Origin of the sequence: Tianweitania sediminis (assembly GCF_017813335.1) — a bacterium.
In the GTDB taxonomy this organism is placed as follows: Bacteria; Pseudomonadota; Alphaproteobacteria; order Rhizobiales; family Rhizobiaceae; genus Tianweitania; species Tianweitania sediminis.
In genome coordinates, this window is record NZ_JAGIYY010000003.1 from 112,582 (window position 1) to 127,651 (window position 15,070).

Annotated in this window: 13 protein-coding genes; all 13 read right to left on the reverse strand. The window is 62.6% G+C overall.

Going from position 1 to position 15,070, the window contains the following annotated elements:
• Positions 1-33: 33 nt before the first annotated feature.
• Positions 34-960, reverse strand: coding sequence for a D-alanine--D-alanine ligase (locus J5Y06_RS11100; RefSeq protein WP_209335233.1), 927 nt, complete (start codon positions 958-960; stop codon positions 34-36).
• Between the two features lie 261 nt (positions 961-1,221).
• Positions 1,222-2,187, reverse strand: coding sequence for a UDP-N-acetylmuramate dehydrogenase (murB, locus tag J5Y06_RS11105; protein ID WP_209335234.1), 966 nt, complete (start codon positions 2,185-2,187; stop codon positions 1,222-1,224).
• Positions 2,184-3,596 carry a UDP-N-acetylmuramate--L-alanine ligase gene (murC, locus tag J5Y06_RS11110; protein ID WP_209335235.1) on the reverse strand — a complete coding sequence of 471 codons (1,413 nt, stop codon included), beginning with the start codon at positions 3,594-3,596 and terminating at the stop codon, positions 2,184-2,186. The genes murB and murC overlap by 4 nt, the downstream gene beginning before the upstream one ends.
• Positions 3,593-4,735: an undecaprenyldiphospho-muramoylpentapeptide beta-N-acetylglucosaminyltransferase gene (gene murG, locus J5Y06_RS11115; RefSeq protein ID WP_209335236.1), complete on the reverse strand. Its 1,143-nt coding sequence runs from the start codon at positions 4,733-4,735 to the stop codon at positions 3,593-3,595. Before murG ends, murC begins: the two co-directional genes overlap by 4 nt.
• A gap of 3 nt (positions 4,736-4,738) precedes the next feature.
• Positions 4,739-5,896 carry a putative lipid II flippase FtsW gene (gene ftsW / locus J5Y06_RS11120; protein WP_209335237.1) on the reverse strand — a complete coding sequence of 386 codons (1,158 nt, stop codon included), beginning with the start codon at positions 5,894-5,896 and terminating at the stop codon, positions 4,739-4,741.
• Positions 5,896-7,290 carry a UDP-N-acetylmuramoyl-L-alanine--D-glutamate ligase gene (gene murD / locus J5Y06_RS11125; protein WP_209335238.1) on the reverse strand — a complete coding sequence of 465 codons (1,395 nt, stop codon included), beginning with the start codon at positions 7,288-7,290 and terminating at the stop codon, positions 5,896-5,898. The genes ftsW and murD overlap by 1 nt, the downstream gene beginning before the upstream one ends.
• A gap of 4 nt (positions 7,291-7,294) precedes the next feature.
• The gene (gene mraY, locus J5Y06_RS11130) at positions 7,295-8,377 is read right to left on the reverse strand and encodes a phospho-N-acetylmuramoyl-pentapeptide-transferase (RefSeq protein ID WP_209335239.1); all 1,083 of its coding nucleotides are present in this window, start codon (positions 8,375-8,377) and stop codon (positions 7,295-7,297) included.
• Positions 8,378-8,406: 29 nt separating this feature from the next.
• Positions 8,407-9,843, reverse strand: a complete 1,437-nt coding sequence (locus J5Y06_RS11135) for a UDP-N-acetylmuramoylalanyl-D-glutamyl-2,6-diaminopimelate--D-alanyl-D-alanine ligase (RefSeq protein WP_209335240.1) — start codon at positions 9,841-9,843, stop codon at positions 8,407-8,409.
• A complete protein-coding gene (locus tag J5Y06_RS11140) occupies positions 9,840-11,294 on the reverse strand; it encodes a UDP-N-acetylmuramoyl-L-alanyl-D-glutamate--2,6-diaminopimelate ligase (RefSeq protein WP_209335241.1) in 1,455 nt (484 codons plus the stop codon). The genes J5Y06_RS11135 and J5Y06_RS11140 overlap by 4 nt, the downstream gene beginning before the upstream one ends.
• 52 nt (positions 11,295-11,346) lie before the next feature.
• Entirely contained in the window at positions 11,347-13,065 is a 1,719-nt protein-coding gene (locus tag J5Y06_RS11145) for a peptidoglycan D,D-transpeptidase FtsI family protein (protein WP_209335242.1), read from the reverse strand.
• Complete coding sequence (ftsL, locus tag J5Y06_RS11150; protein WP_245247781.1) at positions 13,062-13,436, reverse strand: cell division protein FtsL; 375 nt, start codon at positions 13,434-13,436, stop codon at positions 13,062-13,064. The genes J5Y06_RS11145 and ftsL overlap by 4 nt, the downstream gene beginning before the upstream one ends.
• Positions 13,433-14,458 (reverse strand): 16S rRNA (cytosine(1402)-N(4))-methyltransferase RsmH, encoded by a 1,026-nt coding sequence (rsmH, locus tag J5Y06_RS11155; protein WP_209335243.1) that lies wholly within the window; start codon positions 14,456-14,458, stop codon positions 13,433-13,435. Before rsmH ends, ftsL begins: the two co-directional genes overlap by 4 nt.
• On the reverse strand, positions 14,455-14,919 hold the full coding sequence (gene mraZ, locus J5Y06_RS11160) for a division/cell wall cluster transcriptional repressor MraZ (RefSeq protein WP_209335244.1): 465 nt from the start codon (positions 14,917-14,919) through the stop codon (positions 14,455-14,457). The genes rsmH and mraZ overlap by 4 nt, the downstream gene beginning before the upstream one ends.
• Between the last annotated feature and the right edge of the window lie 151 nt (positions 14,920-15,070).

Sequence of the window (15,070 nt, forward strand, 5' to 3'; positions counted from 1 at the left end):
AGCTCCTGCGCGATCCGTTAGGAAAACCCGACCTCAACGCGAACACGACGCGTCCTCCACCATCCAACTCAACAAGTCGCCGAAGGAATGCCCTGCCTGAGCGGCAATTTCGGGCACCAGCGATGTCGGCGTCATTCCGGGTTGAGTGTTGATCTCCAACCAGACGACTTCCCCGTTTTCGGAGAAGCGATCGTCGTAGCGGAAGTCCGACCGGGTCACGCCCCGGCACCCAATCGCTTGATGAGCCTTGAGGGCGAGTTTCTGTACAGTTTGGTAAATATTCGATGAAAGTTTTGCCGGAACCTCGTGTTTGGAGCCGCCCGCGACGTATTTGGAATCATAATCGTAGAAGGCGTGGCCGACCGGCAGGATCTCACACACGCCGAGCGCCACATCGCCCATCACCGCGCAGGTCAGCTCGCGGCCATACACGTAGCGCTCAACCATCACCGTATCACCGTACGGCCAGTCGGACGCGCCGATCCGCTGCGGCGGAAAGGGCTGGTCTTCCTTGACGATCACGACGCCGAAGCTCGACCCTTCACTGACCGGCTTCACCACGTAAGGCGGCTTCAAGGGATGCTTGCTGCCGATGGACAGGCGGTTCATCACGCGCGATTCGGCAACAGGAATTCCCTGCGCGCTGGCCACCCGCTTTGCCAGATCCTTGTTCATAGCAAGAGCTGACGAAAGCACTCCCGAATGGGTGTAGGGGATCTGCAGATATTCGAGAACGCCCTGGATCGTTCCGTCCTCGCCGTAAGGACCATGAAGGGCGTTGAAGGCGACATCAGGCTTGAGTTCCGCAAGCACCTGGCTGACGTCGTTGCCGACATCCACACGCGTCACGGTGTAGCCTTCGGCTTCCAGATGGTCGGCGCATGCCTTGCCTGACGACAGGCTGACGGGGCGCTCGGACGAGAACCCGCCCATCAGCACCGCCACATGCTTTTTCCCCATCCGATTCCAAGCCCCAGCCGTTACAGGTTCTGTCTAGCGCTCGAACATGGCTTGAGCCTTGCGGGTGATAGCGCGGGCCAGTTCGGCCAGCACCTTTTGTCAGCCCTTGGGCGCAAATCATGCGTGCTGAGGAACTCAGGAATCAGAGGCAGGAAGAGGTGACAAGCGGCCAAACCCGCTGGAGCGGTTTTGCGCGGTCACTATGGTATTTTAGACTCAGGTGATGGGCCGATGCCGCAGTGGCACCGACCAAATAAAGGTCTAGAGCAACTGCCCCAGAAACTCCTGCACTTCACGACCCGGGCGGAAGTCACCCACGCGCTTGATTTCCCATTCAAGCCTGATGTCGGATGCGGCCAGCACCCGCGCGCGAACAGTTTCGCCAAGCAATTCAAGCTCGTACGACGAAGCGCTGCCAGTATTGATCATGAAGTTGCAATGCATGGGAGACATTTGAGCGCCGCCAATCATCAAGCCTCGGCAGCCCGCCTTGTCGATCTCCTTCCAGGCGGACGTTCCTTCCGGGTTCTTGAAGGTTGAGCCGCCGGTCTTCTCGCGGATGGGCTGGACGCTTTCGCGATGATCGCGCACGGCGTCCATGTTTGCGCGGATCGTGGCGCGATCGTCCGGAAAGCCTTCCAAAACGGCAGACGTGAAGATCAGATCCCTAGGCGCAGAAGAATGACGGTAGGCGTATCCCATGTCCTCGTTGGTGAGAACGAGGCGCTCCCCCTTCCGCGTCAGGGCGCGGACTTCCACCACGCGTTCGCGCGTTTCAAAGCCATTGGCGCCCGCATTCATCCGCAAAGCGCCGCCGATGCTGCCGGGAATCCCGTGGAAGAAGTGGAAGCCGCCGATCCCGGCGTCATACGCGACGCCTGAAACGTGCTTGTCCGGCGTGGCGGCACCGGCTTCGATCTGCGTTTCGGAAAGAGCGTTGGCGGTCCCGAAGCCCTTGGCCGACAAGCGGACCACGAAGCCACGAACCCCATTTTCGCGCACAAGAAGGTTGGAGCCAATGCCCACAACCATCACCGGGACTTCTTCGGGCACCGCCTTGAGGAAGTCTGCAAGATCCTCTTCATCCGCCGGCTGAAACAAGACGTCCGCGGGGCCACCGGCGCGGAACCAGGTGATTTTTTCCATCGCCGAGTCCGGCGTCAGCCGGCCGCGCAGGCCAGACAGTCTGTCACCGAGTTTCGCAAGCAGGTCGCTGCCGGCCGTCATGCAGCCACCGCACCACCGCTGAGGTCGCCGGGCAAGGCATAGGCCCATTGCGTGATGTTGCCGGCGCCGAGGAACACGACATAATCGCCAGGCTTGGCAACCGAGCGCACCACACCCGAAATCAGCTGCGGCCCTTCAATGAAGCGGGCGTCGCGATGGCCGGCGGCGCGCGCGGCAGAGGCTAGCGTTTCCGAGTTGATGCCGTCGATCGGGTCCTCGCCCGCCGCGTAGACCGGCGCGAGCAGCACCGTGTCGGCATCGTTGAAACAGGAAGCGAACTCGTCAAACAGGTCGCGCAGCCGGGTGAAGCGATGCGGTTGCGCAATGGCGATCACACGGCCACTGGTGGACTCGCGCGCAGCCTTGAGAACGGCGCGGATTTCCACGGGATGATGACCGTAATCGTCGAACACCTCGACGCCATTCCAGCTGCCGGTGTGCGTAAAGCGACGCTTGACGCCGCTGAACCCTTCCAATCCGCGGCGCAAGCCCGCTTCGCGGATGCCGAGCTCGTAAGCGACGGCAATGGCGGCGGTCGCGTTGGACACGTTGTGGCGACCCGGCATCGGTAGCCTGAGGTCCGTCATCTCGACTGTGGAGCCCGTTTTGCGATCCCGGATCACCACGTCGAAAACGGACTTCGCTCCTTCAAAGCGGTGATTGGCAAAACGCACATCCGCCTGCGGGTTTTCGCCGTAGGTGACGACACGGCGATCCTCGATGCGGCCAACCAGCGCCTGCACTTCCGGATGATCGATGCACATCACGCCGAAGCCATAAAACGGCACATTCTCGACGAACTGGCGAAACGCCGCGCGCACGCGGTCGAAGCTGCCATAGTGATCGAGATGTTCGGGGTCGATGTTGGTCACCACGGCGATCTCGGCCGGCAGCTTAAGGAACGTGCCGTCGCTTTCGTCGGCTTCCACCACCATCCAGTCGCCTTCGCCCATGCGCGCGTTGGTGCCGAGCGCGTTGATGATTCCGCCGTTGATGACGGTCGGATCAAGGCCGCCGGCCTCCAGAAGGGCCGCAACCATCGAGGTGGTGGTGGTCTTGCCGTGGGTGCCGCCGATGGCCACGGCCTGGCGGAAGCGCATCAGCTCCGCCAACATCTCGGCACGACGCACGATCGGCAGCGACTTTTCGCGCGCCGCCATGAGTTCCGGGTTGGTTTTCTTGATGGCGGTGGACACCACCACCACTTCGGCGTTGCCGAGATTTTCCGCCTTATGGCCAACGAAGCAGGTGATGCCCTTGTCGCGCAGACGCTGCAGGTTTGGGCCATCAGATTGATCCGAGCCCTGGACCTCATAGCCGAGATTCTTCAGCACTTCGGCAATGCCGCTCATGCCGATGCCGCCGATACCGATGAAATGGACGAGGCCGATCGTCTTGGACATCTTCATGGCCGTCCTCCCTGCTTGATGTGTTCAACCGTCTGGCCGGCTGCAATAGCTTCTGCCAAATCGGCAAGCAAGCCGGCGGCGTTTGGCTTGCCGGCCAGGCGCGCCGCAGCCGCCATCTTAGCGAGGCCTTCCGCGTCTTCCATGCGACTTGCAAGGAGATCGGCAATGCGCTGCGGCGTCAGCGTTGCCTGTGGGTGCACTTCCGCTCCGCCGGATGCAGCCAGGGCAGCCGCGTTCGCCGCCTGATCGTGGTCGAGCGCATAGGGATAAGGGACGAACATCGCCGGCCGGCCGATCACCGCGACCTCCGAAACCGTGGAAGCGCCGGAGCGGGAGATCACGAGATGCGCATCAGCGATGCGCTGCGCCATGTCGGTAAAGAAGGGCGAGACCTCGACCGCCAGACCAAGTTCAGCATAGCGGGCGCGGACCTCTGCTTCGTCTTCAGCTCGGGCCTGTTGAACGATGCGAAGCCGCTCCCGAAGTGGGGCAGGCAAAAGCGATACCGCGGCCGGAATGGCTTGCGAGAAGAATTGGGCGCCCTGGCTTCCGCCAAAAACCAGAAGGCGGAAAGGCTCGGCGGCCGATGGCGCGTTGAAAGGGCGTGCTGCGGCTTCGAGCACCGCCGGTCTGACGGGATTTCCTGTCGCAAAGACCTTGGCCGCATGCGGGCCGCCACCTTCGGGAAGAAAGCCGCCCGCGATCGCTGTCACGCGCGGAGCAAGCCCCTTGTTGGCGCGCCCCATCACCGCGTTTTGTTCGTGGATGAGGGTTGGCACGCCGCGGCGAGTGGCCGCGTAGAGCGGCGGAAGCGTGGGATAGCCGCCGAAGCCGATCACGATCTTCGGCTTCAAGCGATTAATCAGGATTGTGGATTCCCGAAAGCCGCGCCAGATCGTCCAAACGGCGCGGCTGAGTGCAAGCGGGTTGCGGGAACCGAAGGTGGACGCCGAAACCTGGTGCACGGCGGCGGCCGGAAAACTGCCGGAAAAACGATTGGCGCGATTGTCGGTCACGAGGTGCACGGTCCAGCCGCGCCCCGTCATCTCGTGCGCCAGCGCTTCCGCCGGGAACAGGTGTCCTCCCGTTCCACCGGCTGAAAGAAGAACGGTGCCCTTCGTGGCGCGTGCGTCCAGCATCGACTACTCCGCCGCCGCCAGCGTCCGCCCACCGGATCGGGAGTAACCGATCTGCGATCTTTTTTCCGGACGCTTGCGGGTGAGCGCCAGCACCATCCCCATCGAAATTGCGATCGCGATGGCCGACGATCCACCGTAGGAGATAAAGGGAAGCGTCATGCCCTTGGCGGGCAGCAGCTGGACGTTGACGCCCATGTTGATGAAGGACTGCAGGCCAAACAGCGTAACCAAGCCGGTCACCGCGTAGCGCGTGAAATCATCATGTTCCTTCAAGGCGGTCGATAAACCACGCAGAACGATAAAGGCGAAGATCGCCATGATAATCAGGCAAAGGATGATGCCGAACTCTTCGCCGGCAACCGCAAACACGAAGTCGGCGTGGCTGTCGGGGATGACGCGCTTCACCGTGCCTTCGCCCGGCCCCTGCCCGAACCATCCGCCATTCACCAGCGCATCGCGCCCCATGTCGACCTGGAAGGTGTCACCTTCACCCGTCAGGAAGCGGTCGATGCGGCCTGCCACGTGCGGAAAGATCGTGTAGGCGGCGAGCCCGCCCACCACGCCGGCGGCGCCAAGCGCGATGATCCAGAACCATGCCATCCCGGCAACAAAAAACATGACGCACCAGGTGGCGAGCGTCAGCATGGTTTGCCCGAGATCCGGCTGCGCCACGAGGAGCGCAATCACCAGACCGAGGAGGATCATGGCAAACAGGTTGCCGGGGATATCCGGCTGCCGTGCATGCTCGGCAAACAGCCAGGCGCAGATGATCACGAAAGCCGGCTTGAGGAATTCGGATGGCTGGACGGAAAGGCCGGCGAAGGAAATCCAGCGCCGGGCACCCTTCACTTCCACACCGACGTAAAGCACCATGACCATCAGGAGCAGCGTCATCATCAGCATGACGAGAGCGAGGCGACGGATCTGGCGGGCGTTCAGGAACGAAACCCCGATCATCACGATCGATGCCGGCACCATGAAGATGATCTGGCGCGTCGCGAAGTGGAAGCTGTCGAGACCGATACGCTCGGCGACGGCCGGGCTGGCAGCAAAGGACAGCACCACGCCCAGGATCATCAGCATCAGAAAGGCGGCGAGGAACCAGCGGTCGATGGTCCACCACCAGTTCGAGACGGGACTGCGATCCAATCTGCTGAGCATTAGCCACCTCTTCCGATCGGTTCGATTCCGGGCAGCGCCAGGACGGCATCCCGGAACGCGTCGCCGCGGACCTCGAAATTCTTGAACTGGTCGAAGCTCGCGCATGCGGGCGAAAGCAGGACCACGACCTCGCCGTCCCCTTCCGCATCGGCGGCGGCATGGTTAACGGCGGATGAAAGGGTCCCTGAAATTTCATAAGAAACCGTTTCACCAAGCGTGGCTGCAAACGCTGGTGCGGCTTCACCGATCAGGTAGGCTTTCACGATGCGCGGAAAGAAGGGCCGCAGCGCCTCGATACCGCCGCTCTTGGGCAAACCGCCGACGATCCAGCGGATGCGTGAGAAACTCGATAAGGCCGGTGCAGCGGCTTCCGCGTTGGTGGCTTTGGAGTCGTTCACGAACAGCACATCGCCGCGCTGGCCCACCTGCTCCATGCGATGAGCCAAACCGGGAAAGCTCTTCAATCCGCTCTGGATTTCCCCGTTCGTCAAACCAACCGCCCGGCAAGCCGCAACGGCAGCCAACGCGTTCTGTGCGTTGTGGCGCCCACGCAAGGAGCCGATGCCCGTAAGCGAGGCCAGTGGCTCCGCCGCGCAACCTGAAGACAGCAGGATCTGGTCATCATCAGCGAACAGACCGCCATCGGGGCGCGACCGAACGGAAATGCGTTGAACGGAACGGCCTTCGCCCTCCAGCCGAGCGGCGATGGCCATGCCGAAGCTGTCATCGACACCTATGATCGCGGTGTGGCTGCCAGCAACAAGGCGGGCCTTGATCTCCGCGTAGTTCTCGATCGTGCCATGCCGATCGAGGTGATCCGGCGTGACGTTGAGCAGGATCCCGGCCGTGGGATCAAGCGACGGCGCAAGATCGATCTGGTAGGAAGAACATTCCACCACATAGAAGCGGTCCGGCTGCGGCGGGTCGAGCGTCAGGATGGCGCGGCCGATGTTGCCGCCCATATGGGTGTCGCGGCCTGCGCTGCGGAGGATGTGGGCGATCAGCGCGGTTGTGGTGGATTTCCCATTGGTGCCGGTGATGGCAATCAGCGGTGCGTCGGGTGCAAGCCGCCGCCGCTCGCGAACGAAGATCTCGATATCGCCGATGATCTCGACATTGGCGGCACGGGCAAGATCCACGGTCCAATGCGGCTTGGGATGTGTCAGGGGCACGCCGGGCGACAAAACAAAGAACGCAACAGCGCTCCAGTCGATCCCGTGCAGATCGGCAACCGGCACGCCGGCTTCATGCGCCGTGGCAACGCTTTCCGGATTGTCGTCCCAGGCCAGCACCTTCGCGCCGCCTTCAATCAACGAAAGCGCGGTGGCGATCCCCGAACCGCCCAGCCCGAAGAGCGCAACATGCTGGCCCGAAAATGTTATGGCCGGGATCATCTGATCACCGCAGCTTGAGCGTTGAAAGGCCGATCAGCGCTAGGATGATGGCGATGATCCAGAAGCGGATCACGACCTGGCTTTCGGTCCAGCCGAGCTTCTCGAAGTGGTGGTGGATCGGCGCCATCAGGAAGACGCGACGCCCGGTCATCTTGAAGAAGCCGACCTGGATGATGACCGACAGCGCTTCCATGACGAAAAGGCCGCCGATAATGGCCAGAACGATCTCGTGCTTGGTGGCGACAGCGATGGTTCCGATCAGGCCACCCAGCGCGAGCGAGCCCGTGTCGCCCATGAAAATGGCGGCAGGCGGCGCGTTGAACCAAAGAAAACCGAGTCCTGCTCCCATCACGGCGCCGAGCAGAACGCAGAGCTCGCCGGTGCCGGGCGTGAAGTGGATCTGCAGGTAATCGGCGAAAACGCCGTTGCCGGACAGGTAGGCGATGATGCCGAAAGAGGCTGCAGCAATCATCACTGGACCGATCGCAAGCCCGTCCAGCCCGTCCGTCAGGTTCACCGCATTGCCCGCGCCCACAATTACAAAGCAGGCCACGGGAACAAAGAACCAGCCGAGGTAAAGCAGCACGTCCTTGAAAAACGGAAAGGTCAGCGAGGAGGAAAAGGGGTGCTGCCCGGCATACATGATGATCACCGCGGCAACGGCGGCAATCACGAACTCGACGAGCAGCCGAATTCGGCCTGAAACGCCGAGATGGCTCTGCTTTGTGACCTTCATGTAGTCGTCGTAGAAGCCGATCGCGCCGAAGCCGGTGGCAACAAACAGAACCGCCCACACATAGGCGCTCGAAAGGTTCGCCCAAAGCAAGGACGAGCCGAGAATGCCCGACATGATCATCAGCCCGCCCATCGTGGGGGTGCCGGCCTTCTTGAAATGGGTTTGCGGCCCATCCGCGCGAATCGGCTGTCCGCGGCCCTGCCGGAGGCGCAGCGAATCGATGATCGCTGGACCGAACATGAAGACGATCAGGGCAGACGTGATCAGCGCACCACCGGTGCGAAAGGTGATGTAGCGGAAGACGTTAAAGATCGAGAGGTCGTCAGCGAACTGAACGAGCAGAACGAACATGGGAATGTGACCTCTCTGGCGGCGCTCGACTAGGCCGCCGTTTCGTCAGCTTTGGCCGACGAAAATTGCGCCAGCATTGCGTCCACGATCTTGGCGAAGCCAATGCCCTTTGAAGACTTCACCATCACGATGTCGCCCGGTCGAACCGCCTCCAGCACAAGCGGCTTCAAGTCTTCGGCCGTTTCGGCATGGGTTTTCGGAAGGTCTGCCGGCAAGGTGTCCAGGAGGCCCCGCATCTGCGCCCCACCCAAAAACACGGCGTCAACGCGGGCAGCGGCAACCGCTGGCGCGAGGCCCGCGTGAAGCTCCGGGGCGCGGTCGCCGAGTTCCAGCATATCTCCCAAAACAGCGATGCGCCTTCCGCCAGCCGGAACCTGCGTGGCGCCAAGAAGCGCCAAGGCTGCTTCCATAGAAGCGGGGTTGGCGTTGAAGCTTTCGTCGATCAGAAGCGCCGGACCGTCCGGCAGTGCCAGGCGGTGCCGCCTGCCCCGCCCTTGCTCGGCCTGGAGCGACGCCAAGGCCTGTGCACCCTTTTCCAGATCGGCACCGACGGCATCCACTGCCCCGAGCACCGCCAGCACGTTCTGCACGATGTGACGCCCCGGAGCGCCAACGGTCGCGAGGACGTCGCGACCGTTCACGGATACGGCAATCTCGGAACGGTCGCCAAACAGTTCTGCGTCGCGGATCCGGATATCGGCCTCCGCTCCTTCTCCGAAGCTCTTGATGTTGCCGTGCCCCTTAGAGCGCGCAAGGTTCGCAAGAAGGGGAAAGCGGGCATCATCCCCGTTGATAAGCGCCACACCCTCGACTTCTAGACCCTCGAAGATCTCGGCCTTTGCTTCTGCAATTTCGTCGAGGTCACGGAAGAAGCCAAGATGGGCGGCACCGATCATGGTGATGATGGCAACATGGGGCCGCACCATCTTCACCAGCGGCCGGATCTCGCCCGGATGGTTCATGCCGATCTCGAAAACGCCGAAATCGACATCGGCAGGCATGCGCGCCAGCGTGAGCGGCACCCCCCAATGATTGTTGAAGCTCTTGTCGGCGGCATGCACCTGGCCAGACGGCGCAAGCACGTGGCGCAGGGCTTCCTTCGTCGAGGTCTTGCCGTTGGATCCGGTCACCGCGATGATCTTGGCGCGGGTTCGGGCACGCGCGGCAATACCGAGCTTGCCCAACGCTTCAAGCACATCGGGCACAACGATCTTCGGCGTCGAGGTCAGGCGGCCGAGCGACGGCAGCTTGCCTTCCGCCACGACCAGTACCGCGGCGCCGGCCTTCACGGCGGCGGTTGCGAAATCATGGCCGTCGAATTGGTCACCGGCGATGGCAAAGAAGGCATCGCCGGGCTGCAATGTGCGGCTGTCGATGGAGATGCCGGAGACTTCTTCCGGCAAGGCGCCGAACGGCCGGCCGTTCATGGCTTCCGCCAGTTCGCTTCCCGTCCAAAGCGGCCTCATGCGGCGCGCTCGGTAAGGGCGGCGCGAACTTCGGCATGATCCGAAAACGGCAGCGTTTCCGTTCCGATCGTTTGTCCTTCCTCGTGCCCCTTGCCCGCGATGATGAGGGTGTCTCCGGCCCCCAGCATCGCCACGGCTTCGTGAATCGCCTGGCGACGGTCGCCGATCTCGATTGCACCGGGAGCAGCTTCAAGAATGGCCCTGCGGATCTCCGCTGGAACTTCAGAGCGCGGGTTGTCGTCCGTGACAATCACCACATCGGCGAGGCGCGTGGCGATCTCGCCCATGATCGGCCGCTTGCCCCGATCCCGATCGCCGCCGCAGCCGAACACCACCACGACCTTGCCGGTCGTGAACGGCCGGACCGAAGTGAGCACATTCTCCAGCGCGTCGGGCTTGTGGGCGTAGTCGACGTAAACTGGCGCTCCGAGCGGCGTGGCGCCAACAAGGTCGAGCCGCCCAGGTGCGCCCTTGAGCCTCTCCAGGGCAGCCAGCGTCAGCTCGATCGGCATGCCCGTGGCAATCGCAAGTCCTGCGGACACAAGTGCGTTGGCGATCTGGAAATCGCCCGCCAGCGGCAAGACAACCTCGAAGATGCGGCCTTCCGCTTCGATTTCGGCCCGCTGGCGGTACCGCTCATGCTCGACCCTTTTCAGGTTGAGCAGCGCCCCACGCCGGCCGACGGTGAGGGTGCGGAGGCCCGCCTGCTGAGTTGCCGCAATGGCTTTGTCGGACCAAGGGTCATCGGCAAAGATCACAGCCGGCGCTTCCTTGGGAAGCAGTTCGCGAAACAAGCGTAGCTTGGCGTCGAGGTAATCTTCCACCGTGGGGTGGTAGTCCATGTGGTCGCGGCCAAGATTGGTGAAGGCGCCCGCGCTCAGCCTCACCCCGTCCAGCCGGCGCTGGTCGAGGCCATGGCTGGACGCTTCCATCGCAGCGTTGGTGACGCCGGCCTTCGCAAGGTCGGCCAGAAGATGATGGAGTGCCACCGGATCAGGCGTCGTCAGCGTGCCATAGTCGGACCGTCCGGGCGCAACAACGCCCGTGGTGCCGATGCTGGCAGCTTGATACCCCCCGAAGTCCCAAATCTGGCGCGTAAAGGACGCAACGGATGTCTTGCCGCTCGTTCCCGTCACGGCAACCATGGTGTCAGGCTGGCGTCCGAAGAAGCGAGCTGCAGCCAGCGCCAGGGCACGGCGTGCGTCTTGAACGCTGATCACGGGAACGCCCAAATCGCACAAGGCGGCGTCGTCCACAGCCACAATCGCTGCTGCACCCTTGGCAACCGCGTCGCGCGCAAAGCTCCTTCCGTCAGCCTTGGTCCCAGGCAGGGCGAAAAACAGCATTCCGGGCGTGACTTGCCGCGAATCCGCGGAAAGCCCGGTGATGTCTGTTGCTGGTCCCGCCGCTCCGTCCAGCGGCAGAATGTCTGCAAAGTCCGAGAGCTTCATCGCTCCCCCATTTCTCGATTTGCAACAGTGATCCGGCCAAATGGCCGGAGAATCACTGTGACGATACCAGCAATGGCTCTTCTTCGAGGCGGAAATCCGGCTGCACGCCCAGAAGAGGTGCGGCGCGACGGATGATGTTGTGAACAACCGGCGCTGCGTTCAAGCCCGACGTTGCAGCCATACCGGGCTTCTCTGGCTTTGGCTCGTCGACGATCGACAACACCACGTATTGCGGGTCATCCATCGGGAAGGCGGCCAAAAAGGCATTAAAGCGGACATCGGACGAATAGCGGCCGTTCACCACCTTTTCCGCCGTGCCGGTCTTGCCGCCGACGCGGTAGCCCGGAACAGCCGCGCGCGCGCCCGAACCGCCAGATCCCTTGGTGGCGTTCAGCTTGTACAGGTAGCGCATGCTTGCACTGGTTTGCGCATGCACGACACGCGTCGCATTCGCCATCGCCTCGGCTTCGGTGCGCGGCAGGAAGGTCGGGTTCATGAGAAACCCGCCATTCACCAGCGCCACGGCGCCCACAGCCGTTTGCAGCGGTGTGGTCGACATTCCGTGGCCGAAGGAAATGGTGATGGAGTGCACCTTCTTCCACGTCTTGGGCTCGGACGGGCGAGCCGTTTCCGGCAGTTCGGTCTTGACGCGATCAAGAAGGCCCATGCGGTGCAGGAATTCACGATGGCCGTCGATGCCGACCACGTCGGCTTCGCGGGCCGAACCGATGTTGGAGGAATAGATGAACACTTCCGGCAGCGTCAGAACACGACCCTTGCCGTGGAAATCGCGGATCGTTTGGCGCCCAATCGTGATCGGCCGCCGTGCGTCGAAGGTGGAGTTCATGTCCACCTTGCCGGAATCCAGCGCCATTGCCGTGGTGAAGCTCTTGATGGTCGAGCCCATCTCGTAGGTACCGGCAGCAATCCGGTTCAGCCTGTCCTTTTCATGTGCATTGAACGGGTTGTTGGGATCGAAATCCGGCACGGAAGCCATGGCGATCACCTCGCCCGTCTTGGCATTGAGGATCACGGCACCGGCGGCGATCGCATGGTAGCGTTCCAGCGCACGCGTGATCTCGTCATGCACGATATGCTGGACGCGCAGGTCGATCGACAAGGCGACCGGCTTGAGATCCCTGGGAATCGCTAGGCCGCTCGCCTGCAGATCGGCAAGCCCCTGATCATCGATGTATTTCTCCATGCCGGAGATGCCCTGGTTGTCTACATTCACCAGGCCGACGATGTGGGCAGCCGTGGAGCCACCGGGATAGAAGCGGCGCTTTTCCGTGCGGAAGCCGAAGCCCGGAATGCCGAGATTCATGATCTCGGCCTGCTGCGCGGGCGTCAGCTGACGACGAAGCCACACAAAGCCCGCCCCGCTTTTCAGCTTGTTGTAGGTTTGCTCGTAGTTGATGTCGGGCAGAACGGTCGCGAGCTTCTCGATCGCTTCGTCGGCGTCGACGATGCGGCGCGGCTCTGCGAAAAGCGACGCGGTCTTGATGTCAGTGGCAAGGACTTCGCCATTGCGGTCGACAAGGTCCGGCCGGGAAGCGGTCACGCGCGACTGCGGCCCCGCCCCTTCCTCCGGCTCCAGAACCGCCAGATGAACCAGTCGGCTCGTCAAGGCAGCATAAAGCCCGAAGAATACGGTCATCGTCATCAACAAGCGGGTCCGGCTGCGGCCGCCCGTTGTTTTGCGCTGTCCATCCACCACGATGCCGCTCGACAGCGCCGTGCTTTGGCTACGTTTGCGCCAGTTGCCGATCATCGCGTGATGCCTCCCGTGACCGTCTTGTCGGTTTTCTCGATCATCTTGGCGATGGCGTCTTCGAGGGGGTCCGGCTCGCCCACGGGCTTGAGCGGCACGGCATCCACCGTGACGATCTGCTGTGGCTCCACCGTCACCAGCTTCAGCTCGGCGTCGTAGTTTTCCACCAGCCGCTGCAATCGGCCGGGCTGGGTCAGGAGGCTCCAGTCTGCCTTGAGGATGGAGATCGTGTCTTCCTCGTAGCGAATCTCGCTTTCCACCTTGCGCAGCTGGTCGAACTGATTTTCGGCATCATGCTTCGTTTTGTAGGTGAAAGCGGCGGCCCCCACCATCAAGCCAATCATCACCACGTCCGTTGCTCGGAACATCATTGGGAGCGGTCCTTCTCGACCTGGATTTCGGGTAGCCGCGGGAGGCCGAACAAGGAAGCATCCGCTGAGCGTGCCGGGGCAAGGGTGCGTCGGGCGCTGCGCAAACGGGCCGAACGCGCGCGTGGATTGATTTCCGCCTCTGCTTCGCTGGGCGAAACGGCCGGCGCGGGCTTGGCAAATGTCGGCGACTGGACCTGTATCATCGGCAGGTGCCGGGACCCTCCGGCCGGACCGGAGCGGTCCGCAAGGAAGCGCTTCACGATGCGATCTTCCAGCGAATGAAAGCTGACCACCGCCAGGACGCCGCCCGGCTTCAACACGCGTTCGGCCGCAAACAGCGCCTTCGCCAGTTCGCCGAGTTCGTCGTTCACGAAGATGCGCAGCCCCTGGAAAACACGCGTCGCGGGGTGGATCTTCACGGCAGGATTGCGACCAACCAGCGTTTCGATGGCATCAGCAAGATCACGCGTCCGCTCAAACGGACGTTGAGCCCGCCGCTTGTCGATCATGCGGGCAATGCGGCTCGCCTGCTTTTCTTCGCCGAGCAATCCGAAGATCCGGATCAGGTCGTTGACCTTGAACGTGTTGACGACATCGGCCGCCGTTGCGCCTTGCTGCGCCATCCGCATGTCGAGAGGACCGTCGCCGCGAAACGAAAAGCCGCGCTCCGCCTGGTCCAGTTGCATGGAGGATACGCCGACGTCGAGCACAACGCCGTCCACCAGCGCCGGCGCATGGGCGTCGAGGTGGGAAAAGTTATCCTGAACGAGCTGCAGCCGCCCTGCAGACCGGCAAACAAGCGCTGTTCCGACCGCAATCGCATCCGGATCGCGATCGATCGCGGTCACCGTTGCTCCGGCGTCCAGCAGCGCCGACGTATAGCCTCCGGCGCCGAAGGTTCCGTCGATGAAGTGCCTGCCGGGTTCCGGCTGAAGCGCTTCCAGCACTTCCGCGAGCAGGACCGGAATGTGGCGAGCCGGTCCGCCACCGTCTCGGTCGCCCGAGCCGTGGCCCGCCATCATTCCGATTCCTTTCGCTGACCGTCCGCAGCCTGCTGCCTGCGCTGAAGCAAACGGTTGCGAACCGCTGCCGCATGCGTCGCGAGTTGCGCCGGTTCCCAGATCTGAAACCACTTGCCGCGCCCCACAAACGCAACGTCCGTGGTGATGCCCGTGTGCTGGCGCATGAAATCGGTCACCGAAATGCGGCCCTCGCTGTCGAAGCGCAGGAAGGCGCCATCTCCGTGGTAAAAGAAGGAAAGGTCGTCCGCAGCTTGGAGAAGCGGGTCTTCCTGCGCAATTCGCGCCTCGAACTGGTCGAGAAGATCCGGCCCACCGACATCCAGCGCGGGAGTATCGAGCGAGCGCAGGGCGTAAAGCTCCGCATATCCCCTCGCCTGAATGATCGAACGGAAATGTGCCGGCACCGAAACACGCCCTTTCGCATCGATCTTGTTGATCGCGCTGGAAAGAAAACGCTGCATGCCGCGCCGAAACCATCCTCTTGAAGCCGCCCTTCGAAGGTGCTTGCGGCACCCGACTGCAGCCTTCGTCCGGCCTCATTTCAGCCGCGCAGCATCCGTCCAGCGACCGCGAGGGCAACCGGATGGTTCTGATTGACTGAAGGGACTGGGA